Consider the following 23781-nt stretch of genomic DNA (forward strand, 5'->3'; position numbering starts at 1 on the left):
GGCCCTATACCGGCAGGGGTCGAACCCAGGGCATGACGCCCGCAGGAGGACCCCATGCGCAAGTTCCCGCTCCTTCCCGGCATCCTCGCTGCCGCGCTGCTCGCGGCCGCCGGATGCAACGCCACCGATGACCGCGTGCCGGCAACGACCGACGATGCGACCGCCTCCGGCGCGGATCCCTACGCCGACACGCCGCCGGGCGCAAGCAACGTCCCGGGCGAGGACGGCATGGGCGGCGACCGTGCCGGCGCGAGCGGCTCCAACCCGCTGACGGTCGCGACCTCGGAAGGCATCGACGGCACCTTCCTGTCCGACAGCGCCGGAACCTCGCTGTACTACCTCGAGGGGGATCGTGACGGCAGCGGGTGCGTGGACGCCTGCACCGACACCTGGCCGCCGTTCCTGGTCGAAGGCGCGATGCCGAGCGAGAGCCCGGGGCTGGACGCCGGGATGGTGGGCGTGGTCACGCGGCCGGACGGCACCACCCAGGTGAGCTACAACGGACACCCGCTGTACCGCTACAGCGGCGACTCCGGGATCGGCAGCACCGCCGGCCACGGCGTCGAGGACCAGTGGGGCCACTGGTACCTGATCACCCCGGCCGGCGGCGAGGTCGGCGCGGCGCGCACCTCGAGCGACGCCGCCGACGAGGCCAGCCCGGGCTACTGATCGCAACGCACGCGGGCGTAGCCGTTGGCGTCCGCGAGCGTGTTGCCATCCGCGGACAGGGTGAAGGCGTAGGTCGCCTCGCGGGTCTCGCCTTCGCCGGTCAGGCGCGCGGTCAGCGTGAGCGTGCTGCCATCCTCGGTGAAGTTCACGATCGGGCCCGAGCTCTCGTGGAAGCGGATGTCGTCGTCGCCGATGTGCAGGCGCGAGACGTCGCCGCGGCGCTCGCAGGCGGCGGCATCCGCGGCCCAGTCGCCGCGATAGCGCTGGGGCACGTCGATGTCGCCGATGTCGTGGCCGTCGTCGTCATCGTCGTCATCGGGGTAGGGCGCCGGCGGCTGGTCGCTGGCGGCGTCGAGGCCGGGTGCCGGCGTGCCGACGGTCGCATCGTCCACAGCGCGGTCGGGGGCCCCGTCGTCGGGGGCGTTGCACGCGCACAGCAGTGCGGCGACGGCAAGCATGGCCAGGGCGTTCCTCATGGCGTTCTCCTGGTGGCGGTGGGTGTCGAGGATCGCGGCTGCGCCGTGACCGCGGCGTGCTTCGCCCAGGGAACGTGCACTCAAGGGACGATCGCGGTCCACTCCGGGTTGGAGAACTTCTCCAGTACCAGCCGTTGCGCGCGAGCGAGCTCGTCCTCGCGGATGCCGCCCGCGGCGAGTCCGCCATGGCGCGTCCGGAAACTCTCGACCAGGGCGGCGATCACCGCCTCGCGGGTCATGCCGGTCTGGCTGCGCAGCGGGTCGACCCGCTTCTGCGCGCTGGTGGTGCCCTTGTCCGATAGCTTCTCGCGGCCGATGCGCAGCACCTCGAGCATCTTGTCGGCGTCGATGTCGTAGGCCATGGTCACGTGGTGCAGGACCGCCTTGCCGCGGCGCGCCTGCGCCGCGCCGGCGATCTTGCCGGCGGGCGAGGCGATGTCGTTCAAGGGCTGGTACCAGGCCTGGATGCCGAGCTCGCCGAGCGCCGCGATCACCCACGCGTCCATCTGCGCGTAGGCCTGTTCGAAGTTCATGCCCTCGACCATGCTCAGCGGCGCGAACACCGAGTAGGTGATGGTGTTCCCGGGCTCGATGAACATCGCGCCGCCGCCGCTGATCCGGCGCACCACGTCGATGCCGTGGCGCTGCGCGGCCTCCAGGTCCACCTCGTTGCGCAGCGACTGGAAGCGGCCCATGACCACCGCCGGCCCGGCCCATTCCCACACCCGCAGCGTCGGCGCGCGCCGCCCGGCGGACACCTCGTCCACCATGACCTCGTCCAGCGCCATGTGCAGGGCCGGCGATTGCGGGCCCTCGTGCACCAGTTCCCAGTCGTGGTCCAGCCAGTGGCTGCGGCTCATGCGGCGCCCCCGTCGATGGCGCGGCGCACGGCGATCGCCACCGCCTCGGGATTGAACCCGTACATCGAGACCTCGGGACCGAGGGTGACGTGGATCGCCGCGGCGATCAGCGCTTCGTTGGCATCCGCGGGCAGGCCGCACACGGCGCGGTCGATCGCTTCCAGCGCCGTGTCCGGCTCGAGGAAGAAATCGCCGCTCACCTGGACCTTCGCGATGTGGCCGTCCGCGAGCTCGAGGTCGACGACCACGAGCTTGCCCCCCGGGACCTTGTATTCGCCGTGCATTCCGCCATCCGTCGGATCCCCTGGCGTCCAGTCTACCCCCGGCGGCCTTCACTTGCCGTCCACGCCGACGACGGTTTTCCGCGGCTTCCGGAACAGCCGAGGGTGATGCCCGTCGCGAACCGCGAAACCGGTGCGCGCCAGCGGCCGCGCGGGTGGCTAGGCTGGCGTCGTGAACCGTCCAAGTCCCCCCCTCGGACGCAGGCTCGCGGCATGGTTGTTGCTGCTGCTCCTGGCGTGCTTGCCGCTGTTGTCGTCGGCCGACGGCATGCCCGTGCTGCAGGGGGCCTGGGCGCCGGCGACCGCGGCCGATACCGGGCCGCCGATGGCACCGGACGCCGACGGCTTGCGACGCTTCGACCCGGGGCGCCTGCAGGTGTTCGGGCGCGAAGCGAGCTGGGTGCTGCTGTGGCCCGGCGAGGGCGACTGGCCGCAGGCGCCGTTCGTGCTCGAGATCGAGGGCGCGGGGCTGCAGGCGCTGACCCTGCACGGGCCCGGCCCGGGCGTCGTGCGCACGACCCAGTCCACCCGCGGCGAGCAGGCATGGCCGGCACACGGCCACCTCGCGTTCGCGATCGCGGAAGCGCCCGCACCCGGGGAACCCCTGCGGCTGCGCATCGACGCCGCAGGCGTCGCGGCCACGCCGATCAGCTTCGCGCTGCGGCCGACGGTGGAGTACCTGCGCGCCGATGCGCGCTGGCTTGCCTTTGCCAGCGCCTGCCTGGCGATCATGGGGGCGATGTCGCTGGTGGCCGTGTTCTTCGCGGTGCGCCTGCGCGACCACACCTTCGCCTGCTACGCCGGCTTCGTGCTCGCGTACGCGACCATGCTGGCGCTGCAGACCGGCTACCTGTTCGAGCCGCTCGGGTGGGGGCCGTCGCCACGGCTGCTGCACGTGGTGGTGCAGCTCGCCACGGCGGCATCGCTGGTGTTCGGGATCCTGTTCCTCGACCGCTTCGCGAACCTGGGCAGGCACCTGCCGCGCGCGCGCCGCCCGTTGCTGGGCCTGGCAGCGCTGCTCGGGATCATCGGGCTGGCCGGGCTGCTGCCGCAGCTCGAGTCGAGCGCGCGCGCCCTGGTGCAGCCGCTGCTGGTCTGCGGCGGCGTCGCGCTGCTGGTGATGGCGGCGCTGGCGGTGCTGCGCGGGTCGCGCTACGCCGCGTTCTTCCTCGTCGGCTGGGTGCCGTTGCTGGCGGCGACGGTGGTCGGCGTGCTGCAGCGCTACGGCGCGCTGGCCGGCTGGACCGACGCCGCCGACGCGACCCTGGCCGCAGGTGCGTTCAACGCGATGATGCTGTCGCTGGGCCTCGCGGACCGCTCGCTGGCCCTGCGCCACGATCGCGACCGCGCGCAGCGGCTGGCCGACATCGACTCGCTCACCGGTGTCTACAACCGGCGCGCCTGGAGCGAACGCCTGCTGGCGCTGCACGCGCGCACCCAGCGCGAGGGGCAGCCGCTGTCGCTGCTGTTCCTCGACCTGGACCAGTTCAAGGCGCTCAACGACCGCCTCGGGCATGCCGCCGGCGACGCCGCCCTGCGCGCGATGGCCGCGGTGATGCGCGCGGAGATCCGCGAGCACGACACCGTCGGCCGCTACGGCGGCGAGGAGTTCGTGGTGTGCCTGCCCAACACCAGCCACGCGCGCGCGGTGCAGGCCGCCGAGCGCATCCGCAGGCGCCTGCAGGAGCGGGCCCGGCGCGAGCCCGACGGCAGCCTGCCGACGGTCAGCATCGGCGTGGCCACGCTGCGCCCGGGCGAGGAACTGGCGGCCCTGATCCGCCGCGCCGACTCGGCCATGTACGAGGCCAAGGCCGCGGGCCGCAACCGGGTGGTCGCCGGCTAGTATCCTGCGGGCATGCACCCGTTCGTCTTCGCCCTCGACCTGCTCGGCACCTTCGCCTTCGCGCTGAGCGGCGCGACCCTGGGGGTGCGCAAGCACTTCGACCTGTTCGGGGTGCTGGTGATCTCGTTCGCGGCCGCGGTCTCCGGCGGCATCGCCCGCGACCTGATGCTCGGCGCGACCCCGCCGGTGGCGGTGGCGAGCTGGCCCTACCTGGCGGTGAGCTGCATGGCCGGGCTGATCGGTTTCTACAACGGGCCGACGGTCGAGCGCCTGCGCAACCCGGTGCAGCTGTTCGATGCGATCGGCCTCGGGCTGTTCGCGGTCACCGGCGCCTCCAAGGCGCTGGCCTGGGGCCTGGAGCCGGTGGGCGCGGTGCTGCTGGGCATGTTCACCGGCATCGGCGGCGGCATCGCGCGCGACATCATCGCCAACCGCATCCCGGTGGTGTTCCAGGCCGACCTGTACGCGGTGGCGGCGCTGGCCGGCGCAGTGGTGGTGGTGGGCGGGCGCTCGCTGGGGCTGCCGCCCGGACCGCTGCTGGTGGGCGGCGCCGCGCTGGTGATCTTCCTGCGGCTGATGGCGTTGCGCCGTGGCTGGCAGCTCCCCGTGGCGCGGCCCAGGGACTGACGGGCGTGGGCCTGGAAGGCTTGCTGCTGGACCTGCCGCCCGGGCAACTGCAGGCACTGGAAGCCGCGCATGCGACGCCGCCGCGGGCGTACCACCACTTCGGGCACGTGCGCGAGGTGCTGCGGCACTACCGCGAGGTCGCCGACGGCCCCGGCTGGCGCCGTCCGTGCGAGGTGGCGCTGGCGGTGCTGTACCACGATGCCGTGTACGTGCCGGGGCGCAGCGACAACGAGGAGCGCTCGGCGCGGCTGGCGGTATCTGAAACGGAACGCTGGCTCGGCGCGGAGGCGCCGGACGTGGCGCGGGTAGCGGAGCTGATCCGCCTGACCGCGCGGCACGGCAGCCATGCGCCGGGCGATTTCGACGGCGGGGACGCCGACGACACCCGGCATTTCCTCGACTGCGACATGGCGATCCTGGGTGCCCCCGAGGCGGCGTTCGACGCCTACGACGCGGCGATCGCGGAGGAATACCGGGGCGTGGTCCCCGGATGGATCTACCGGCGCAAGCGCCGGCAGTTCCTGGCGTCGCTGCTCGATCGCGAACGGATCTTCCTCAGCGACTTCTTCCATCTCCGGCTGGAGGCCCGCGCCCGCGCGAACCTCCGCCGGACCCTCTCCCTCGACTAGCCCAGGCGCTGCAGGCCGAGGATCGCCTCGAGCACCGCCTGGATGATGATCGCCTCGCCGTTCACGTAGCTGCCGTAGCGGCCGCGGCCGTAGAAACCGTCCTCGTAGCCGCGCTGGAAGCCCTGGCGGAAGTAGTGCGCGTAGTCGGCGCGGCTGACGTAGCGGCCGCCGAAGCCATGGCTGCCGTCGATCCAGATGCGCGAGCGGCGATGGTCGTAGCCCCAGCGGTCGTAGCGGTCGGAGCGGCCGGCGCGCAGGCCTTCCTGGTAGCCGCGCTGCACCGCGGCGCGCAGCACGTCGGCACCGTAGTGGCTGGTGCTGTACCAGCGCCCGCCGTAGTTGTAGCGGTACGACGTGCCGGGGCTGTAGTGGCGGCTGTAGTAGTAGGCGCGGCGCTGCGCTGCCTGGCGGGCCTGTTCGGCGCGCAGGCGCTGCTGGTAGGCACGCTGGCGGGCCTGGTGCTGCGCCCGGGCCTGCTGCTGCGAGCGGATGCGCTGCTGGTGGGCGCGCTGGCTGGCCTGCCGCTGGGCGATGCGGGCGCGGACCTGGCGGTTGTCCTGTCGCGCTTCGCGGCGGTCCTCGCGGCGTTCCTGCTTCGCCTCGCGGCGGTCCTCGCGCCGATCCTGCCTGGCCTCGCGGCGGCCCTCGCGGCGCTCCTGGCGCTGTTCCTTGCGGTCCTTGCGATGCTCCTTCCGGTCCTTGTCGCGGGCGGCGGCCGGCTCGGCGGACACGCTGAAACCGGTGGCAAGCAGGGCGCCCAGCGCGAGTGCGGCGAGCAGTCGATGACGGTGGAGAGTCTTCATGGATACCTCGGTCGTGCGGGCAAGCCCCGTTGCTTGCTTCACGTGCACTACACGCCAGCGCGACTGAATCCTTTCTGACGTTTCCCGGATCCGTTCAGTTTGCGGTGCGGGAGCATTCGCACTTGCGCGCGATTCCCGCGTTCCGTATGACGTGCATTCATGTTCCAGCAAGGCCCTTGCCCATGTCGCTCCGGCTCCTGACGTTCGCGTTCCTCCTTCCCGCCACGGCCTTCGCACAGCAGGCTCCACCGTCGGCGACGACGCTGGAATCCGGGTTGCCGCGCGCCCCGGAACAGAAGCAGGTGGTGTTCGAGCACGCCGACCTCGCGTTCAAGGTGGATCCTGCCCGCAAGTGGCTGCACGGCGATGCGTCGCTGACCTTCCGCGCGCTTGCGCCGCTGCAGCGGCTGGTGGTGGACCTCGACCGCAACTACGCGATCGAGGCGGTGGAGGTGGACGGCGTCGCCGTGCCCGACGGCGCGTGGCGCAACCCGGAGGGGCGGATGACGGTGGAGTTGCCGGCGCCGCTCGCGGAGGGCGCGACCGCCACGCTGCGCATCGCCTACGCCGGGCACCCGCACGAGGCGAAGCGCGCGCCCTGGGATGGTGGTTTCGTGTGGGCGACGGCGCCGACCGGCGAGCCGTGGATCGGCAGCGCGGTGCAGGGGCAGGGCTGCGACCTGGTCTGGCCGTGCATCGACCACCCCATGGGCGAGCCGCTGCTGGTGGACGCCGCCTACACCGTGCCGGCCCCGCTGGTGGCGCCCGGCAACGGCGTGTTCGTCGGCATGGATGAAGACGACGGCTGGCGCACCTACCGCTGGCGCGCGCGCAGTCCGGACACCTACGCGGTGGTGGTCAATGCCGGTCCCTACGAGCTGCTGTCGGCGGACTACCAGAGCCGGTACGGCAACACCATCCCGCTTCGCTTCTGGCACCTGCGCGGCAACGCGGAACGGGCGCGAAAGCTGTTCGCGGAGTTCCCGCTGATGCTCGAGTTCTTCGAGGGCATGATCGGGCCGTACCCGTTCGGCGACGAGAAGATGGGCGTGGTCGAGACCCCGTACCTGGGCATGGAGCACCAGACGGTCAACGCCTACGGCAACGACTACAGGCAGAGCGAGTTCGGCTTCGACTGGCTGCTGCAGCACGAGTTCGCGCACGAGTGGTTCGGCAACCAGCTGACCAACGTGGACTGGGACGACATGTGGCTGCACGAGGGCTTCGGCAGCTACATGCAGCCGCTGTACCTGCAGTGGCTGCGCGGCGAGCGCGAGTACCAGGCGTGGCTGATGAACCAGCGCAAGGCGATCGTCGGCAAGCTGCCGATCGTGCGCGGCCGGCCGATGACCGAGGAGCAGGTGGCCGGTCCGGAGGGCGCGGGCAACGACATCTACTATCGCGGCTCGCTGATGTTGCACACGCTGCGCAACCTGGTCGGCGACGAGGCCTTCTTCGCGGCCACCCGGCAACTCGTGTACGGCCGCACCGACCCGGCGCCGGGCAACTTCGAACCGCGCTACGCCGGCACCCGCGACTTCATCGCCGCGGTCAACGCGCAGGCCGGGCGCGACCTCGGCTGGTTCTTCGACGCGTACCTGTATTCGGCGCGGCTGCCGGAGCTGGTGGCCGAACGCGACGCCACCGGCCTGTCGCTGCGCTGGGAGACCGAGGGCGGCAAGCCGTTCCCGATGCCGGTGGAAGTGCGCGTGGACGGCCGCGACGTGGTCGTGCCGATGGCCGGTGGCCGCGGGAGGCTGGAGTTGGCGCCGCACGCGCTGTACACGCTGGACCCGCATTCGAAGGTGCTGCGCGCGCAGCCGCACATCAGCGCCTGGCAGGAGTGGACGAAAGAGCAGGGGAAGCAGGGCGGATGAGCGACGCGCGAAACCCGCAGGCGGAGCAGATGGGCGACGAGTCCATGGCCCGCAACCTCGCGCACCAGGCGGAGGCGATCTGGCCGCAGGAGCAGCGCCTGTTCGAGCGCTACCGGCTGCCGGAACGCCCGCGCATCCTCGACCTCGGCTGCGGCACCGGCGAGATCACCCGGCGCCTCGCCGGGCGCTTCCCCGGGGCGACGCTGCTGGGCGTGGACATCCTCGAGGCGAACCTGGCGCGGGCACGCAGCCAGGGCGACGCCGGCGGCCGCATCGCCTACCGGGCCGGCGATGCCTTCGCCCTGGATTGCCCCGATGCCGGCTTCGACCTGGTGGTCTGCCGGCACATGTCGCAGGCGGTTCCCGGGTTCCCGCAGGTGCTGGCCGAGATCACGCGGGTGCTGGCGCCGGGCGGCTGGCTGCACCTGCTGAGCGAGGACTACGGGATGCTGCATTTCCCAGCGTCGCCGGATTTCGACCCGGACCTGTTCTGGAACCGCAACGCGATCACCTACCTGGACAGCATCGGCTGCAACGGACGCGTCGGCCGCGACACACCGGCGCTGCTGGCCGCCGCCGGCTACCGCGACATCGCCATGGACTACGTCGTGGTGGACACGCTGCGCGTGCCGCGCGAGACCTTCGCCGGCATCCTGCGCGCCTGGCGCGACGGCTACGTGGTGCCGCTCGCAAACGCGAGCGGGCGCGACCCCGCCGCGGTGCGCGCCGACTTCGACCGCATGATCGCCGCGGTGGAGACGCCGCCGGCCTACGCCTGCTGGCACGTGCCCGTCGCCGGTGCGCGCAAGCCTGGCTGACCGATTGAAGTATCTTTCCTGAAGAGCGAAAACCCGGGGACCATCGATGCACTTCAAACCTGCTTCCTTCGCCACCGCCGTCGCGCTGGCCCTGGCCATCGGCCTTGCCCATGCCGCGCCGCCGCAGTCGGTGGTCCTGCCGGAGTCCGTGCGCCCGCTGCCGCCGCCGCTGCCCGCGCAGCTCGGCGACTTCGATGCCTACGTCGAGGGCGTGCGTGAGGCGTTCGACGTGCCCGGCATCGCGGTGGCGATCGTCAAGGACGACCGCGTGCTGCTGGAGAATGGCTGGGGCGTGGCCGACCGCGAGACCGGCGCGCCGGTGGACGCGCACACGCTGTTCGCGATCGCCTCGAACACCAAGGCCTTCACCGCCGCGTCGCTGCAGATGCTGGCCGCCGACGGCAAGCTCGAGATGGACGACCGCGTGATCGAGCACCTGCCGTGGTTCCGCATGTCGGACCCGTACATCACCCACGAGATGCGCATCCGCGACCTGCTCGCGCACCGAAGCGGGCTCAGCCTGGGCGCCGGCGACCTGCTGTACTGGCCGACCACGACCTATACCAACCGCGAGGTCGCCGAGCGGCTGAAGGACGTGCCGATCACCGGCGGCTTCCGCGCGCAGTACGCCTACGACAACATCCTGTTCGGGGTCGCCCAGCTGGTGGTCGAGGCGACCTCGGGGATGGCCTTCGAGGACTTCCTGAAGCAGCGCATCTTCGACCCGCTGGCGATGCAGCGCACGCGCTACAACGCCGACCACCTCGGCGACCTCGACAATATCGCCACCGGTTATTCCAAGGCGGACTTCAAGGACATCGTGCCGGCCCCGCGCATGACCTGGTCGAACGTCGGCGGCGCCGGCGGCATCTATTCCAGCGTGCACGACATGTCCAAGTGGGTGCGCACGCACCTGGCCGGCGGCGAGATCCCGGCCAGCGTCGGCGGCGAGACCGGCAAGCGCCTGTTCTCCGAGCAGGCGCAGCGCGAGATGTGGACCATGCTCACGCCGATCCCGGTGCGCAAGCCGAAGTTCGAGGCCTTCGAGCCGATCACGCCCAACTACATGGGCTACGGCGAGGGCTGGAACCTGTCCGACTACCGCGGCGAGAAGATGGTCTCGCATACCGGCGGCTGGCCCGGCATGGTCTCGCGGGTGACGATGCTGCCGGGGCAGGGCATCGGCGTGGTCGTGCTGACCAACGCCGAGTCCGGTGCCGCCTTCAACGCCGTCACCAACCGCGTGCTCGACGCGATGCTCGGCCTGCCGCCGACCGACTGGACCAAGGCCTACGCCGAAGCGCGCGCGAAGCAGGAAGGCGACGCCGACGAGGACTGGAAGAAGCACCTGGCCGCGCGCGACGCGAAGTCGAAGCCATCGCTGCCGCTGTCCGGCTACGCCGGCACTTACGTCGACCCGTGGTACGGCGACGTCGTGATCAGCCGCGAGGGCGGCAAGCTGCGCCTGCGCTTTGGCCGCACCGCCGACCTGGTGGGCACGCTGGAGCACTGGCAGCACGACACCTTCATCGTGCGCTGGGACCAGCGCTGGCTCAACGCCGACGCCTTCCTCAGCTTCGCCCTCGACCCCGACGGCAACATCCGCGAAGCCCGCATGGAACCCGTCTCCGACCTCACCGACTTCAGCTTCGACTTCCAGGACCTCCGCCTCACCCCGAAACCCGACGACGCCGAGGACTGAAGCAACCCTTCAGCCACAGATTCCACAGATTAAAAAAGGATCAACACGGTCAATGGCGAAAGTGGCTTCGTCGGTGCCGGAGCGCCGCAGGCACCTGGCGACTGCGTAACCACTATCGCCTTATCAGTGTTGATCCTTTCCCATCTGTGAAATCTGTGGCCAAAGAATGCCGCTGGTCAGGCGAGGAGGGCGGTGCCGGCGGCGTGGGCGGAGGCCCAGGCCCACTGGAAGTTGTAGCCGCCGAGCCAGCCGGTGACGTCGACGACTTCGCCGATGAAGTACAGGCCGGGCACGTGCCTGGACTGCATCGTCGTCGACGACAGGCCGTCGGTATCCACGCCGCCGAGGGTGACTTCCGCGGTGCGGTAGCCCTCGGTGCCGCTGGCGACCAGGGGCCAGGCCTGCAGCAGCGTCGCGACCTCGCGCAGCTCGCGCTCGTTGAACTGGCGCACCGGGCGCTGCGGCCGCAGCGGCGCCAGCCAGGTCTCGCACAGGCGCTGGGCGAAACGCCGCGGCAGCAGCTCGCCGAGCAGGGTGCGCAACTCGGCGGCCGGCCGCTCGCGGCGCAGGCGCAGCAGCGTCTCCATCGCGTCGCTGCCGGGCAGCAGGTCCAGCAGCAGCGCGTCGCCGGGCTGCCAGTACGACGAGACCTGCAGGATCGCCGGGCCGCTGACGCCGCGGTGGGTGAGCAGCATGAAGTTGCTGAAGCTGGTGCCGTTGGCGGTGGCGGTCACCGGGAAGGCGACGCCGCTGAGGCCGTCGAGCCGCTCCTGGTGCTTGCCGCTGAGGGTCAGCGGCACCAGCCCGGCACGCGTCGGCAGCACCGCGTGGCCAAACTGGCGGGCGAGCTCGTAGCCGAAGCCGGTGGCACCCATGCGCGGGATCGAGAGGCCGCCGCAGGCGACCACCAGCGCCGGCGCACTGCATTCGCCCTGGCTGGTGTGCACGCGGAAGTCGCCGGCGTCGCCATGGACGACGCGCTCGATCGTGCACGAGGTGCGGATCTCGACGCCCGCGGCCTCGCATTCGGCCAGCAGCATCGCCACGATCTGCTTCGAGGACTCGTCGCAGAAGAGCTGCCCCAGCTCCTTCTCGTGGTAGGCGATGCCGTGGCGCTCGACCAGTTCGATGAAGTCCGCCGGCGTGTAGCGGGCCAGCGCCGACTTGCAGAAGTGCGGGTTGGCGGAAATGTAGTTGGCCGGGCCGGCGCCGGTGTTGGTGAAGTTGCAGCGTCCGCCGCCGGACATGAGGATCTTCTTGCCGACCCGGTTGGCGTGCTCGAGCACGCGCACGCGCAGGCCGCTGCGGCCGGCGGTGATCGCGCACATGAGGCCGGCGGCGCCGCCGCCGATGATGAGGACGTCGCAGTGGTCGCGCACGGGCGGCGGCTCAGCCGTCGCGGCGCGGGCGTGGCTTGCGCGGCGGACCGGGCGGACGCGGGCGCGTGCCGGGGCGCGGCTTGAACGGCCGCCTGGCGCGCGGCGCGTCCAGGTCCGCGGCCTCGGCCAGGCGCATGCGCAGCGGCTGCCCGCCGACGCGCACTTTCTTCAGGTGCTGCAGCAGTTCCGGCGGCATCCCTTCGGGCAGGTCCACCAGGCTGAAGTCGTCGCGGATGTCGATGCGGCCGATGTAGCGCGACTCGAGCTCCGCTTCGTTGGCGATCGCGCCGACGATGTTGCCCGGCTGCACGCCGTTGCGATGCCCGACCTCGATCCGGTAGGTCACCATGCCCACGTCGGCGCCGGGGCCGCGCCCGGTGGGAGCCGCCATGGCGGCGAGCCCTTCCCGCCTTGGCCGCACCGGCGGCGGGGGCGGTTCCTCCCGCGCCTCCAGCAGCAACGGCGTCTTCCCCTGCACCAGCCGCGCCAGCGCCGCGGCGATCTCGATCGCCGGCACGTCGTGCTCGCGCTCGTAGCGTTCGACCAGCTCGCGGAACGGTGCGAGTTCGTCGCCCTCCAGTACCTCGTCGATGCGGCCCAGGAACTTCGCGACCCGGCGCTCGTTGACCGCCTGCACGGTCGGCAGCTGCATCGGCTCGATCGGCTGCCGGGTGGCGCGCTCGATCGTGCGCAGCATGCCGCGCTCGCGCGGGGTCACGAACAGGATCGCCTCGCCCTTGCGGCCCGCGCGCCCGGTGCGCCCGATGCGGTGGACGTAGCTCTCGGTGTCGTAGGGGATGTCGTAGTTGAGCACGTGGCTGATCCGCTCCACGTCCAGGCCGCGCGCGGCGACGTCGGTGGCGACCAGCACGTCGATCTCGCCGTCCTTGAGCTTCTGGATGGTGCGCTCGCGCTGCTTCTGCTCGACGTCGCCGTTGATCGCGGCGGCGGCAATGCCGCGTGCGAGCAGCTTCTCCGCCAGCTCCTCGGTGCCGAGCTTGGTGCGCGCGAACACGATCATGGCCTCGAACGGCTCGGCCTCGAGGATGCGGGTGAGGGCGTCCAGCTTGTGCAGGCCGGAGACGAGCCAGTAGCGCTGGCGGATGTTGGCGGCGGTGGTCGTCTGCGCCTTGATCGACACCTCGACCGGATCCTTCAGGTAGGTCTGCGCGATGCGCCGGATCTGCGGCGGCATCGTGGCCGAGAACAGCGCCACCTGGCGGCCCTCGGGCGTGCGCCGGAGCACCGCCTCGACGTCGTCGATGAAACCCATGCGCAGCATCTCGTCGGCTTCGTCGAGCACCAGGCAGCGCAGGCCGGACAGGTCGAGCGTGCCGCGCTCGAGATGGTCGATCACGCGTCCGGGGGTGCCCACCACCACCTGCACCCCGCGGCGTAGGGCCTGCAGCTGCGGACCGTAGCCCTGGCCGCCGTAGACCGGCAGCACCTGGAAGCGGGGCAGGTGGCTGGCGTACTTCTGGAAAGCCTCGGCGACCTGGATCGCGAGCTCGCGCGTCGGCGCCAGCACCAGCGCCTGCGGCCGCGACTCGGCCGGGTCGATGCGCGCCAGCACCGGCAGCGCGAACGCGGCGGTCTTGCCGGTGCCGGTCTGGGCCTGGCCGAGCACGTCGCGGCCGGCCAGCAGCGGCGGGATGGTCGCGGCCTGGATCGGCGAGGGCGATTCGTAGCCGACGTCGGCGAGCGCGCGCAACAGGGGCTCGGGCAGGCCGAGGTCGGTGAAGCGGCCTGCGGGGCCTGTGTCGTGGGGCTGGGCACTCATCGTGCACAGTCTACGCGGCTAGCATGAAAGCCATGGATGCGCTGCGCTTCGACAACGCCTTCGTGCGCGACCTGCCCGGCGATCCGGAAGCCGGGCCGCGCCTGCGCCAGGTCGAGGGCGCAGCCTGGTCGCCGGTCGCGCCGACGCCTGTCGCGAAGCCGCGGCTGCTGGCGTGGACGCCGGACCTGGCCGCGCGGCTCGGTTTCAGCGAGGCCGCCGTGACCTCGCCGGCCTTCGCCGAAGTGTTCGGCGGCAACCGCCTGCTGCCGGGCATGCAGCCGTTCGCGGCCAACTACGGCGGCCACCAGTTCGGGCACTGGGCGGGCCAGCTCGGCGACGGCCGCGCGATCACGCTCGGCGAGGTCGTGGACGCCGGCGGTGCGCGCTGGGAACTGCAGCTCAAGGGTGCCGGTCCGACGCCGTACTCGCGCATGGCCGACGGGCGCGCGGTGCTGCGCTCCTCGATCCGCGAGTTCCTGTGCAGCGAGGCGATGCACCACCTCGGGGTGCCGACCACGCGCGCCCTCAGCCTGGTCGGGACCGGCGAGCAGGTCGTGCGCGACATGTTCTACGACGGCCATCCGCGCGAGGAGCCGGGCGCGATCGTGTGCCGGGTGGCGCCCTCGTTCCTGCGCTTCGGCAGCTTCGAGCTGCCGTTCTCCCGCGGCGACGCCACGCTGCTGCGCAGGCTCGCCGACTTCTGCATCGCGCGCGACTTCCCGCACCTGTCCGGTTCGGGCGAGGCCTTGTACGCGGACTGGTTCGCGGACGTGTGCACGCGCACCGCGGGGCTGGTCGCGCACTGGATGCGGGTCGGCTTCGTGCACGGCGTGCTCAACACCGACAACATGTCCATCCTCGGGCTGACCATCGACTACGGCCCGTACGGCTGGATCGACGACTACGACCCGGACTGGACCCCGAACACGACCGATGCGCAGGTCCGCCGCTACCGCTTCGGCTGGCAGCCGCGGATCGCGCAGTGGAACCTGCTCAGGCTCGCGCACGCGCTGTCGCCGCTGTTCGCCGACACGGCGCCGCTGCAGGCCGGGCTCGACCGCTACGTCGCCGCCTTCGAGGCCGCCGAGCAGGCGACCATCGCCGCCAAGCTCGGCCTGTCGGCCTGCCGCGAGGACGACGTGGCGCGGATGCGCGAGCTGCACGTGTGGATGCACGGCGCCGAGGTGGACATGACGCTGTTCTTCCGCGCACTGGCGGAAGTGGACATGGCCGCGGCGGCGCCGGACCCGGCGCCCCTGGACGACGCCTTCTACGACCCCGGCAAGCGCGAGGCCGCGCTGCCGGTGCTGCGCGAGTGGCTGGCGCGGCTCGGCGCGCGCGTGCGCGAGGACGGCCGCGACCCCGCCAGGCGCAGGGCGGCGATGGACGCCGCCAACCCGAAATACGTGCTGCGCAACTATCTCGCGCAGCAGGCGATCGACCTGGCCGAGCAGGGCGACCTGTCCGGGGTCCACGCCCTGCAGGAGGTGCTGCGCAAGCCCTACGACGCGCAGCCCGGGCGCGAAGCCTACGTCGGCAAGCGGCCCGACTGGGCCCGCGACCGGCCGGGCTGCTCGACGCTGTCCTGCAGTTCCTGAACGCTGCCCGCGGCGGTCAACCGCAGGTTCACGTTTCCGGCGCGAAGGTTGATGCGCACCCCATCCAGGAGTCCCGCCATGATCCGTTCCGCTGCCTTCCGACGCTGGCGCGTGGCGCTGGCGCTCCTCGCCGGCCTGGCCCTGGCCGGCTGCGCCAGCTATGGCGGCAGCCCCTATGGCAACTACCCCGGCAACGACGGCTACTACCCGGGCGGCTACGGCAACCAGTACGGCAGCCAGCGCTTCGTCGCCACGGTGGTCGGCGTGGACGCGCGCTACGGGCGCCTGCTGCTCGACGCCGGCGACCCGCGTGACTACCGCCAGCAGCGCGTCGAGGTGTACTTCGACAACAGCACGCGCCTCTACTACCAGGGCCGTCAGTACCCGGTCACCGGGCTCGAGCGCGGCGACGTGGTCTCGGTGGACGTAGTCGAGTCGCGCAACCGGCTGTGGGCGCGCCAGATCGAAGTCGTGCGCAACGTGCGCGAGTACGGCGGCTATCGCTACTAGCCGCCACTGAAGCCAAGGAAAAGGCCGGCTACTTGCCGGCCTTCTTTTCCTTCTTCGCCTGGCGCTTTTCCTTCAGCGACTTCTCCGGCTTCTTCTTTTCCTGCTTCTTCGGGCGGTCCTGGCTCTTCGACACGGGAAGCTCCTCGCTGGATGAAACGTGACTGGTGTGACGCGGGCGGATTATGCGCCCTTTACAATGGGGCATGCCCCTCGTCACCCTGCAGGACGTCGACTACGGTGTCGGCGGCCCCCTCTTGCTTGAACGCGTCGCCCTGGCGATCGAGCCCGGCGAGCGCATCGCCCTGATCGGCCGCAACGGCGCCGGCAAGTCCACCTTGCTCCGGCTGCTGGCGGGCGAGTTGCGTCCGGACGACGGCGAGGTCCGGTTGGAGGGCGGGGTGCGGGTCGCCCGGCTCGCCCAGGAGGTGCCGTCCGGCCTCGGCGGCGACGTCGTCTCGGTGGTCGCCGGCGGCCTGCTGGACGACGAGGCCTGGCGCGTGGACGAGACCCTGTCGCGGCTGGGCCTGGACGGCAGCGCCGCCTTCGGCGACCTGTCGGGCGGCCTGAAGCGCCGCGTGCTGCTGGCGCGGGCGCTGGTGTCGCGGCCCGACCTGCTGCTGCTGGACGAGCCGACCAACCACCTGGACATCGAGGCCATCGAATGGCTCGAGGGCTTCCTCAAGGCGTGGCCGGGCGCGCTGGTGTTCGTGACCCACGACCGCCGCTTCCTGCGCACCATCGCCAACCGCATCGTCGAGATCGACCGCGGCCAGCTCACCAGCTGGCCCGGCGACTGGGAGAACTACGTGCGGCGCCGCGAGGAGCGGCTCAATGCGCAGGCGCAGGAGGAGGGCCGCTTCGACAGGCTGCTGGCCCAGGAGGAGGCCTGGATCCGGCAGGGCATCAAGGCGCGGCGCACCCGCGACGAGGGGCGGGTGCGGCGGCTGGAGGCGATGCGCGTGGAGCGCGCCCGTCGTCGCGAGCAGGCCGGCAACGTGCGCATGGAAGCCGCCCGCGGGGAGGCTTCCGGCAGGAAAGTGATCGAGGCGCGCAGGGTGTCGTTCGCCTACCCCGGGCAGCCGCCGGTGGTGCGCGACTTCTCCACGACCATCCTGCGCGGCGACCGCATCGGCCTGGTCGGCGCCAACGGCAGCGGCAAGACCACGCTGCTCAAGCTGCTGCTCGGCGAACTGGCGCCCACGGCGGGCGAGGTCCGCCTCGGCAGCAACCTGCAGGTGGCCTATTTCGACCAGTACCGCGCGACCCTGCGCGAGGACTGGAACGCGCTCGAGAACGTGGCCGAGGGCCGCGACTCGGTGACCATCAACGGCCGCCAGAAGCACGTCGTCGGCTACCTGCAGGATTTCCTGTTCACGCCCGAGCGCGCGCGTGCGCCGATCACCCGGCTCTCGGGCGGTGAGCGCAACCGCCTGTTGCTGGCGCGCCTGTTCGCGCAGCCGTCGAACCTGCTGGTGATGGACGAGCCGACCAACGACCTCGACGTCGAGACGCTGGAGCTGCTCGAGGAACTGCTCGCCGACTACGAGGGCACCCTGCTGCTGGTCAGCCACGACCGCGACTTCCTCGACAACGTGGTGACCTCGACGCTGGCGGTGGAGGGCGACGGCGTGGTCGGCGAGTACGTCGGCGGCTACAGCGACTGGCTGCGCCAGCGCCCGCAGCCGGCCGTGGCCGAGGCCCCCGCAACCCCGTCGCGCCCTGCGCGCGAGGCGCCACCGCCGCCGAAGCCGCCGGCGAAGAAGAAACTTTCGTGGAAGGAACAACGCGAACTGGAAGAACTGCCGGCCCGCATCGAACGGCTCGAGGCCGAGGTCGCCGCCCTGACCGAAGCCATGCACGACCCGGCCTTCTACGACCGCGACGGCGCCGCCATCGCCGCCGACACCACCACGCTCGCCCGCGTCCAGGCCGACCTCGACACCGCCTACGCCCGCTGGGAAGACCTCGAAAGCATTAGCCACGGCTGACCATCCTTTTTTCATCAGTGTGATCTGTGGCAAAAGAATTTCCAGACGACCTCTTCGATAGCGGCCCGCTGCGGCTGGTGGACGATGCCGAGGGCGGGGTGTGGTACCGGCCGGGGTTCGTGGACGCGGGCACGGCGGCGCGGTGGTTCGCGGCACTGCGCGGGGAAGTGGCGTGGCAGGCGCAGCGGCGGCCGATGTACGACCGCGTGGTGGACGTGCCGCGGCTGACCGCCGCCTATTGGCTCGACCGTCCTGACGTGCCCGCGCCGCTGCTCGAGGCCGCCGCGCTGCTGCGCCGCGACCTCGGCGAACCGTTCAATGCCGTCGGCCTCAACCTGTACCGCGACCGCAACGACAGCGTCGCCCCGCACGGCGACAAGCTGCACATGCTGGTCCCCGGCCATCCGGTGGCGTTGCTGTCGCTGGGCGCCGCGCGGCGCATGGTGATCCGCGCCAGGCCGCCCGCGCGCGACGTCCATCGCCTCGAGCTCGCGCCCGGCAGCCTGCTGGTGATGAGCCACGCGTCGCAGACCAGCCACGAGCACGGTGTCCCCAAGCTGCGCGAGCCCGTCGGCGAACGCATCAGCCTGGCGTTCCGGGTGCGCCCGCCGCCGCGCTGAGGGCATACTCGGGGCATGGACAGGGATCCCCGCATCGACGCCTACATCGCCGGGGCCGCGCCATTCGTGCAGCCCATCCTCGAACGCCTGCGCGCCATCGTCCACGAGGCGGTGCCCGGCATCGAGGAGACCCTGAAGTGGGGCATGCCGAGCTGGGTCCACGCCGGCGGCATCGTGTGCATGATGGCCGCGTTCAAGCAGCACGTCTCGTTCGGTTTCTGGCAGCACGCGCTGGTCATGGGCGAAGGCGTCGAGCGCGACGGCATGGGCAGCTTCGGCAAGCTGCGGACCGCGGGCGACCTGCCGCCGAAGCGCGAACTGGTCGCGCTGGTACGCAAGGCGGCCAGGTTGAACGAACAGGGGGTGAAGGCCACAGGTCCGCGCAAGCAGGCCGCGCCGAAGCCGGCGCCCGAGGTGCAGCCGGCGCTGGCAGCGGCGCTCCGCCGCAACAAGGCCGCGGCCGCTGCGTTCAAGGCGTTCACGCCCGGCAAGCAACGCGACTACTGCGAATGGATCGCCGAGGCGAAGCGCGAGGACACCCGCGAGCGCCGCGTCGCGCAGGCGGTCGAGTGGATCGCGCAGGGCAAGCCGCGCAACTGGAAGTACATGTAGCCGCTACAGGTAGGCGCCGCAGCCCTGGTAGGCCTGGCCGCCGACCGTGAGCTCCACCGCGACCGGGAAGCGGTGCCCGCTCATGCCGTCGAAGCATGGACCCTCGCGCGTGCGCAGCACGACCTCGGTGCCGTCCGCGGTGGTGCCGTGGAAGCCTTGCGTGCCGTCGGCGGTGGCTGCGGCGACGTCCACGACGCGCTCCCCGTAGTCCAGTTCGGCGTGCAGCGCCGGCGCTTCACCGCCGCCGACCTCGACGTACCAGCCCGGCTCCTGGCCCAGTCCGCGGAAGGCGACGCCGCGTTCGGCCGCCTGCTTCCAGACCGGGTTCTCGGTACCGTCGACCGGCAGGTCGGGAGTGGCCGGCGTGCGGTCGATCGGGCGCGCCGGGCGCGGGGTGGCGGGGGCGGCCGCCGTGCCGGCGGCCTGCGGCGTGGGCGGGACCTCGGGCGGCTCCGGCTCCGGGGCGTTGCAGGCGGCGAGCAGGAGCGCCGCCAGTGCGGGGGCTAGCGGCGCGGGGGAGGGGGTGTACGGGCGCATGGGGGCTCCTCGCGGCGCTAGCGCCGCTCCTACAGGGACTGCCAGCCTAGGCCCGGTCAGTGCAGCGGGGCGTCGAGGCGCAGCACCGGGTAGACGTTGTAGCCGCTGTCCCAGGCCGGGTGGCGCTGGTAGAAGAAGTCCAGCCGCGCGTACGGGCTGGCCGCGAATTCCGGATCGTCGCGCAGCTTCGCCTCGAATTCGGCTTTCAGCGCCGGGTCGGCGGCCAGCATCCTGCGGGCCTCGGCCTCGGCCACGTACGGCTCCATGTACTCCTTGCGCTCGAAGGCGTTGTTGAAGCCGCCCCAGCGCGCGATCGAGTCGGGCGCCCGTGGCTCGAGCACGTGCACCACGAGCCGCGACAGCGGCTGCGCGATCGGCACGAACAGCGACCCGGGGAGGACCGGCGCAGCGACCTGCCGCCAGTCGCCCTCGATGGCGGCGCGCTGGTGTCCTTCCATCGGCGACGCGGCCATCTCCACCTTGTTGGCATGGAACTGCCACGCCGGCACCTCGCGCGCCGCGTCCACGCGCTGGTAGGCGATGCCGTGCACGTCCAGCCACGGCTGCACCACCGACGCCCACTCCACCGGCACCAGGTAACCGCCGGTCGGGGCCGTGACCACGGTGCGCGGCACGATCACGTCGCGCAGCGGCACCTGCCAGACCTGCGGCGTGGACTCGTCGTAGCGGGTCATCAGCGCGCCGGAGACTTCCGAGGGCGTGCGCGTGTAGGCATAGCCGAGGAAGTCGATGGTGCGCACGTCGTCGGTCGCGCGGTAGTCGAGCGCCACCTCCTCGCCGCCCAGCGCGCGGGCGCGCGCATCGGCAGCACGGGCGAGCGCCTGCCATTCGGCCGCGTGGCGCACGGTCAGTTCGATCGCGTCGAGCACGGTGTCGCGGGTGGCGCGCACGCGCTCGGGATAGGTGCGCCAGGAATGCGTCTCGACCAGGATGCCGAGGCGGTTGCGCAGCGGGAAGTAACCGTGCGAGAAGCGCGGCGGGTTGACGCCGTCGACGAAGCCCGAGGCCGGGTCGTCCATCTCGTCGAAGCTCGGGTAGAACACCACCGGCAGCGAGCCCTGTTCGGTGAGCATCGCGGCGATGCCGTCGCGCAGGGCGCGGCCGGCTTTGCGCAGGGCCATGTCGCCGGTGTTGACGGGTTCGCCGGTGATCGAGATGTCGTGCCGGAACTGGGCGCCGTCGGTGACGTGCAGGTCCAGCGTCACCAGCGGGTCCCAGTCGCGCACCAGCGCCAGCATCGCGCGCATCTCCGGGCTGTCCGCCTTCATGTAGTCGCGGTTGAGGTTGTAGCGCTGGGCGGTGGTGCGGAAGCCCATCTCCTCCGGCCCGCGCTGGTTGGGGCGGTTCCAGGCGCGGAAGTTCTCGTGGCCGTCGACGTTGAACACCGGCACGAAGACCAGCACCAGTTGCTCCAGCGCGCCGGGCGCGGCCTCGCCCTCGAGCAGCTGGCGCAGCAGCAGGAAGCCGGCGTCCTTGCCGTCGATCTCGCCGGCGTGGATGCCGCCCTGGGCGAGCAGCACCGGCAACCCCCTGGCCTCGGCCTCGGCGGGGGTGAAGGCGCCGCTGCGGGTCACCACCAGGCGCTGCATCGGCCGACCCTGGGCCGAGGTACCGAAGCGCTCGCAGCGGACGGCGTCCGGATAGGCGCGGGCAAAGGCCCCGCACAGGGCGATGACTTCCTCGTAGCGGCCGGTACGCTGGAACCCGGATCGTTCGGCGACGGTCGTCAGCTCCTGGTTGGCGCTGCCGGCCGCGGCGACGGACTGGGCAAAGGCGGGTGGCAGGGCGCCCAGGAGGCAGGCGAGCAGGGTGGTGCGGATCACGGTGCGGATCATGGGGTCCCCGGGGGTCGGCGCGGTCTCCGTTCGATGATAACGTTTGGCCGGATGACCATCCTCTACTACTCCCCGGGCGCGGCCAGCATGCTGGTCCACTGGCTGCTGCTGGAGCTCGGGATCGCGCACGAGCTGCGCGCCATGGACTTCGCCACCCGCGAGCACAAGCGTCCCGCCTACCTCGCGCTCAATCCTTCCGGGGTGGTGCCGACGCTGGTGCTGGACGGCAGGCCGATGACCGAAGCCGCGGCGATCGCCATGCACCTGGCCGATACCCATCCGCAAGCCGGGCTCGCACCCGCGCCCGGCGACCCGGCGCGCCGCGACTACCTGCAGTGGATGCTGCACCTGGCCAACATGGTGCAGCCGCTGTTCCGCATCTGGTGGTACCCGCATGAAGTGGCCGGCGTGGAGCTGGCCGACTCCGCGCGCGAGCACGTGCGTCCGCGCATCGAGGAAGCCTGGGCGCGGATCGACGCGCAGCTGGCCGCGGGCGGCCCGTTCCTGCTCGGCGACGCGCCGTGCGCGGCCGACTTCTACCTGGTGATGCTGATGCGCTGGTCGCGGAACATGCCGCGCCCGGCCACCGACTGGCCGCAGCTCGCGGCACTCGCACGGCGGATGAAGGCGCGGCCTTCGTTCGCTGCCCTGTACGCCGCGGAAGGCCTCGAGGAATGGGCATGACCGAAGCCGCAGCACGTCCGCGCCTGCCGCGGCAGATCCCCTACATCATCGGCAACGAGGCCTGCGAGCGCTTCAGCTTCTACGGCATGCGCAACATCCTCGTGCAGTTCCTGGTCAGCAGCGTCATCCTGGCCTACCTGCCCGAGGCCGAGCGCGAGCTCGCGGCCAAGGACGTGTTCCACAGCTTCGTCATCGGCGTGTACTTCTTCCCGCTGCTGGGCGGCTGGCTGTCGGACCGCTTCTTCGGCAAGTACGACACGGTGCTGTGGTTCTCGCTGATCTACTGCGCCGGCCACGCCTGCCTGGCGATCTTCGAGGACAGCCGCCAGGGCTTCTACACCGGCCTGTTCCTGATCGCGCTCGGCTCCGGCGGCATCAAGCCGCTGGTGGTGTCCTTCGTGGGCGACCAGTTCACCCAGGCCAACAAGTCGCTGGCCAAGGTGGTGTTCGACTTCTTCTACTGGACCATCAACTTCGGCAGCTTCTTCGCCTCGCTGCTGATGCCGCTGTTCCTGCGCGAGCTGGGGCCGTCGATCGCGTTCGGCATCCCGGGCGCGTTGATGTTCATCGCCACCTTCATCTTCTGGCTCGGGCGACGCAAGTACGTGCGCGTGCCGCCGACCCGCGGCCAGGATCCGGACTCGTTCTACAACGTGGCCCGCACCGCGCTGCTGTCGCAGGCGCCGGGGCAGGGACGGCCGGGGCTGGTGGTGGCCGTCGTCGGCGTCGTGGTGGCGGCCTTGATGCTGGTGTTCTGGGCGCTGCATGCCTGGGCCGGGGTGTCGCTGGCGTTCTGGCCGGACGACTTCCACTTCGTGATCAGCGCCTGCCTGGCGCTGGGGGTGCTGATCGCGTTCGGCGGCATCGGCGTCTCGATGCAGCTCGAGCGCGCCCGCGGCCGCCACGCCGACGAGGCCGTGGACAGCGTCCGGTCGGTGCTGCGGGTGATCATCGTGTTCGCGCTGACCACGCCGTTCTGGTCGCTGTTCGACCAGAAGGCCAGCACCTGGGTGATCCAGGGCCGCGACATGACTGTGCCGCACGACGCCTGGTGGTGGCCGAGCTGGCTGGTGCGCGAGGCGGCGCAGATGCAGGCGCTCAACCCGCTGCTGGTGATGCTGATCATCCCGTTCAACAACCTGGTGCTGTACCCGGCCGTGCGCCGGCTTGGCTACGAGCCGACCGCGCTGCGGCGCATGGGCTGGGGCATCGCCTTCGCCGGCGTCGCCTGGATCGTGGCCGGCCTGATCCAGCTGAAGATCGACAGCGGCGCGCCGACCTCGCTGGCCTGGCAGACCTGGCCGTACATGCTGCTGACCTTCGGCGAGGTGCTGGTCTCGGCGACCGCGCTCGAGTTCGCCTACAGCCAGGCGCGGGCCTCGATGAAGGGCGTGATCATGGCGTTCTGGTACCTGGCCAGCACCTTCGGCAGCCTGTGGGTGCTGCTGACCAACGTCGCCGTGCGCAACGACACCGTGACCGCGTACATCGCCACCACCGGCTGGACCGAGAACGCGTTCCTGATGTTCTTCTTCGCCGCGTTCGCGTTCGCCGCGGCGGTGGTGTTCGGCCTCTACGCGCGCAGCTACCCGATGCAGGACAACTACCGTGTCGCCTGACCGGCGGGCGCCG

Annotated in this window: 22 protein-coding genes; 14 read left to right on the top strand and 8 right to left on the bottom strand. The window is 71.5% G+C overall.

Features of this window, described 5'->3' with window-relative positions; all coding sequences use genetic code 11:
* Window positions 1-54: 54 nt before the first annotated feature.
* A complete protein-coding gene (locus E4F25_RS02135) occupies window positions 55-669 on the top strand; it encodes a COG4315 family predicted lipoprotein (protein ID WP_140908621.1) in 615 nt (204 codons plus the stop codon).
* Here E4F25_RS02135 and E4F25_RS02140 read toward each other — a convergent pair.
* From E4F25_RS02140 to E4F25_RS02150, 3 genes are all read right to left on the bottom strand, one after another.
* Window positions 663-1145 (bottom strand): hypothetical protein, encoded by a 483-nt coding sequence (locus E4F25_RS02140; RefSeq protein WP_140908622.1) that lies wholly within the window; start codon window positions 1143-1145, stop codon window positions 663-665. The two genes, E4F25_RS02135 and E4F25_RS02140, sit on opposite strands and share 7 nt — an antisense overlap.
* An 80-nt stretch (window positions 1146-1225) precedes the next feature.
* Window positions 1226-2005 (bottom strand): lipoate--protein ligase family protein, encoded by a 780-nt coding sequence (locus E4F25_RS02145; protein WP_140908623.1) that lies wholly within the window; start codon window positions 2003-2005, stop codon window positions 1226-1228.
* A complete protein-coding gene (locus E4F25_RS02150; RefSeq protein ID WP_140908624.1) occupies window positions 2002-2289 on the bottom strand; it encodes a lipoate-protein ligase small subunit in 288 nt (95 codons plus the stop codon). The genes E4F25_RS02145 and E4F25_RS02150 overlap by 4 nt, the downstream gene beginning before the upstream one ends.
* Before the next feature lie 169 nt (window positions 2290-2458).
* Between E4F25_RS02150 and E4F25_RS02155 the strand changes: the two genes are divergently transcribed.
* Genes E4F25_RS02155 through E4F25_RS02165 form a run of 3 tightly spaced genes read left to right on the top strand, consistent with a single transcriptional unit; the run spans window position 2459 to window position 5385 of the window.
* Window positions 2459-4129, top strand: a complete 1671-nt coding sequence (locus E4F25_RS02155; RefSeq protein ID WP_220433175.1) for a sensor domain-containing diguanylate cyclase — start codon at window positions 2459-2461, stop codon at window positions 4127-4129.
* 12 nt (window positions 4130-4141) lie between these two features.
* Window positions 4142-4756: a trimeric intracellular cation channel family protein gene (locus E4F25_RS02160; RefSeq protein WP_140908626.1), complete on the top strand. Its 615-nt coding sequence runs from the start codon at window positions 4142-4144 to the stop codon at window positions 4754-4756.
* Window positions 4757-4767: 11 nt separating this feature from the next.
* Window positions 4768-5385, top strand: coding sequence for an HD domain-containing protein (locus tag E4F25_RS02165; protein ID WP_140910266.1), 618 nt, complete (start codon window positions 4768-4770; stop codon window positions 5383-5385).
* Here the strand turns inward: E4F25_RS02165 and E4F25_RS02170 are convergent.
* Window positions 5382-6188: a hypothetical protein gene (locus tag E4F25_RS02170; protein ID WP_140908627.1), complete on the bottom strand. Its 807-nt coding sequence runs from the start codon at window positions 6186-6188 to the stop codon at window positions 5382-5384. The genes E4F25_RS02165 and E4F25_RS02170 overlap by 4 nt on opposite strands.
* A 182-nt stretch (window positions 6189-6370) precedes the next feature.
* Between E4F25_RS02170 and E4F25_RS02175 the strand changes: the two genes are divergently transcribed.
* Genes E4F25_RS02175 through E4F25_RS02185 form a run of 3 tightly spaced genes read left to right on the top strand, consistent with a single transcriptional unit; the run spans window position 6371 to window position 10585 of the window.
* Window positions 6371-8065, top strand: coding sequence for a M1 family metallopeptidase (locus E4F25_RS02175; RefSeq protein WP_140908628.1), 1695 nt, complete (start codon window positions 6371-6373; stop codon window positions 8063-8065).
* Window positions 8062-8883: a class I SAM-dependent methyltransferase gene (locus E4F25_RS02180; RefSeq protein ID WP_140908629.1), complete on the top strand. Its 822-nt coding sequence runs from the start codon at window positions 8062-8064 to the stop codon at window positions 8881-8883. Before E4F25_RS02175 ends, E4F25_RS02180 begins: the two co-directional genes overlap by 4 nt.
* A gap of 46 nt (window positions 8884-8929) precedes the next feature.
* Window positions 8930-10585, top strand: coding sequence for a serine hydrolase (locus tag E4F25_RS02185; protein WP_140908630.1), 1656 nt, complete (start codon window positions 8930-8932; stop codon window positions 10583-10585).
* 176 nt (window positions 10586-10761) lie between these two features.
* On the opposite strand, the gene E4F25_RS02190 is transcribed toward E4F25_RS02185, so the two are convergent.
* Together E4F25_RS02190 and E4F25_RS02195 are read right to left on the bottom strand one after the other, a co-directional pair.
* Window positions 10762-11964 (bottom strand): BaiN/RdsA family NAD(P)/FAD-dependent oxidoreductase, encoded by a 1203-nt coding sequence (locus E4F25_RS02190; RefSeq protein ID WP_281283940.1) that lies wholly within the window; start codon window positions 11962-11964, stop codon window positions 10762-10764.
* A 10-nt stretch (window positions 11965-11974) separates the two neighbouring features.
* A complete protein-coding gene (locus E4F25_RS02195; protein WP_140908631.1) occupies window positions 11975-13744 on the bottom strand; it encodes a DEAD/DEAH box helicase in 1770 nt (589 codons plus the stop codon).
* 32 nt (window positions 13745-13776) lie between these two features.
* Here E4F25_RS02195 and E4F25_RS02200 point away from each other — a divergent pair, with 32 nt between their 5' ends.
* The 5 genes from E4F25_RS02200 to E4F25_RS02220 all read left to right on the top strand — a co-directional run bounded on the left by E4F25_RS02200 (window position 13777) and on the right by E4F25_RS02220 (window position 19072).
* Window positions 13777-15342 (top strand): protein adenylyltransferase SelO, encoded by a 1566-nt coding sequence (locus E4F25_RS02200; protein ID WP_140908632.1) that lies wholly within the window; start codon window positions 13777-13779, stop codon window positions 15340-15342.
* A gap of 78 nt (window positions 15343-15420) precedes the next feature.
* On the top strand, window positions 15421-15852 hold the full coding sequence (locus tag E4F25_RS02205) for a hypothetical protein (RefSeq protein WP_140908633.1): 432 nt from the start codon (window positions 15421-15423) through the stop codon (window positions 15850-15852).
* A gap of 203 nt (window positions 15853-16055) precedes the next feature.
* Window positions 16056-17840 (top strand): ATP-binding cassette domain-containing protein, encoded by a 1785-nt coding sequence (locus tag E4F25_RS02210; RefSeq protein ID WP_140908634.1) that lies wholly within the window; start codon window positions 16056-16058, stop codon window positions 17838-17840.
* Between the two features lie 26 nt (window positions 17841-17866).
* A complete protein-coding gene (locus tag E4F25_RS02215; RefSeq protein ID WP_140908635.1) occupies window positions 17867-18460 on the top strand; it encodes an alpha-ketoglutarate-dependent dioxygenase AlkB in 594 nt (197 codons plus the stop codon).
* A gap of 15 nt (window positions 18461-18475) precedes the next feature.
* Complete coding sequence (locus E4F25_RS02220) at window positions 18476-19072, top strand: YdeI/OmpD-associated family protein (RefSeq protein ID WP_140908636.1); 597 nt, start codon at window positions 18476-18478, stop codon at window positions 19070-19072.
* 3 nt (window positions 19073-19075) lie between these two features.
* Here the strand turns inward: E4F25_RS02220 and E4F25_RS02225 are convergent, their stop codons facing one another.
* Complete coding sequence (locus E4F25_RS02225; RefSeq protein ID WP_140908637.1) at window positions 19076-19609, bottom strand: hypothetical protein; 534 nt, start codon at window positions 19607-19609, stop codon at window positions 19076-19078.
* Window positions 19610-19665: 56 nt separating this feature from the next.
* Window positions 19666-21465 carry a M14 family metallopeptidase gene (locus E4F25_RS02230; protein WP_140908638.1) on the bottom strand — a complete coding sequence of 600 codons (1800 nt, stop codon included), beginning with the start codon at window positions 21463-21465 and terminating at the stop codon, window positions 19666-19668.
* Window positions 21466-21516: 51 nt separating this feature from the next.
* On the opposite strand from E4F25_RS02230, the gene E4F25_RS02235 reads away from it, so the two are divergent.
* Window positions 21517-22149, top strand: coding sequence for a glutathione S-transferase family protein (locus tag E4F25_RS02235; RefSeq protein WP_140908639.1), 633 nt, complete (start codon window positions 21517-21519; stop codon window positions 22147-22149).
* Window positions 22140-23768 carry a POT-type proton-dependent oligopeptide transporter gene (locus tag E4F25_RS02240; protein WP_140908640.1) on the top strand — a complete coding sequence of 543 codons (1629 nt, stop codon included), beginning with the start codon at window positions 22140-22142 and terminating at the stop codon, window positions 23766-23768. The genes E4F25_RS02235 and E4F25_RS02240 overlap by 10 nt, the downstream gene beginning before the upstream one ends.
* Window positions 23769-23781: the final 13 nt, after the last annotated feature.

The organism is Cognatiluteimonas lumbrici (genome assembly GCF_006476065.1).
Lineage (GTDB): Bacteria > Pseudomonadota > Gammaproteobacteria > Xanthomonadales > Xanthomonadaceae > Cognatiluteimonas > Cognatiluteimonas lumbrici.

Excerpts from the sequence above, each read along its gene's own strand:
- E4F25_RS02135 (WP_140908621.1), top strand. The coding sequence starts at position 55 with ATGCGCAAGTTCCCGCTCCTTCCCGGCATCCTCGCTGCCGCGCTGCTC.
- E4F25_RS02140 (WP_140908622.1), bottom strand. The coding sequence starts at position 1,145 with ATGAGGAACGCCCTGGCCATGCTTGCCGTCGCCGCACTGCTGTGCGCG.
- E4F25_RS02145 (WP_140908623.1), bottom strand. The coding sequence starts at position 2,005 with ATGAGCCGCAGCCACTGGCTGGACCACGACTGGGAACTGGTGCACGAG.
- E4F25_RS02150 (WP_140908624.1), bottom strand. The coding sequence starts at position 2,289 with ATGCACGGCGAATACAAGGTCCCGGGGGGCAAGCTCGTGGTCGTCGAC.
- E4F25_RS02160 (WP_140908626.1), top strand. The coding sequence starts at position 4,142 with ATGCACCCGTTCGTCTTCGCCCTCGACCTGCTCGGCACCTTCGCCTTC.
- E4F25_RS02170 (WP_140908627.1), bottom strand. The coding sequence starts at position 6,188 with ATGAAGACTCTCCACCGTCATCGACTGCTCGCCGCACTCGCGCTGGGC.
- E4F25_RS02175 (WP_140908628.1), top strand. The coding sequence starts at position 6,371 with ATGTCGCTCCGGCTCCTGACGTTCGCGTTCCTCCTTCCCGCCACGGCC.
- E4F25_RS02180 (WP_140908629.1), top strand. The coding sequence starts at position 8,062 with ATGAGCGACGCGCGAAACCCGCAGGCGGAGCAGATGGGCGACGAGTCC.
- E4F25_RS02185 (WP_140908630.1), top strand. The coding sequence starts at position 8,930 with ATGCACTTCAAACCTGCTTCCTTCGCCACCGCCGTCGCGCTGGCCCTG.
- E4F25_RS02195 (WP_140908631.1), bottom strand. The coding sequence starts at position 13,744 with ATGAGTGCCCAGCCCCACGACACAGGCCCCGCAGGCCGCTTCACCGAC.
- E4F25_RS02200 (WP_140908632.1), top strand. The coding sequence starts at position 13,777 with ATGGATGCGCTGCGCTTCGACAACGCCTTCGTGCGCGACCTGCCCGGC.
- E4F25_RS02205 (WP_140908633.1), top strand. The coding sequence starts at position 15,421 with ATGATCCGTTCCGCTGCCTTCCGACGCTGGCGCGTGGCGCTGGCGCTC.
- E4F25_RS02210 (WP_140908634.1), top strand. The coding sequence starts at position 16,056 with ATGCCCCTCGTCACCCTGCAGGACGTCGACTACGGTGTCGGCGGCCCC.
- E4F25_RS02220 (WP_140908636.1), top strand. The coding sequence starts at position 18,476 with ATGGACAGGGATCCCCGCATCGACGCCTACATCGCCGGGGCCGCGCCA.
- E4F25_RS02225 (WP_140908637.1), bottom strand. The coding sequence starts at position 19,609 with ATGCGCCCGTACACCCCCTCCCCCGCGCCGCTAGCCCCCGCACTGGCG.
- E4F25_RS02230 (WP_140908638.1), bottom strand. The coding sequence starts at position 21,465 with ATGATCCGCACCGTGATCCGCACCACCCTGCTCGCCTGCCTCCTGGGC.
- E4F25_RS02235 (WP_140908639.1), top strand. The coding sequence starts at position 21,517 with ATGACCATCCTCTACTACTCCCCGGGCGCGGCCAGCATGCTGGTCCAC.
- E4F25_RS02240 (WP_140908640.1), top strand. The coding sequence starts at position 22,140 with ATGGGCATGACCGAAGCCGCAGCACGTCCGCGCCTGCCGCGGCAGATC.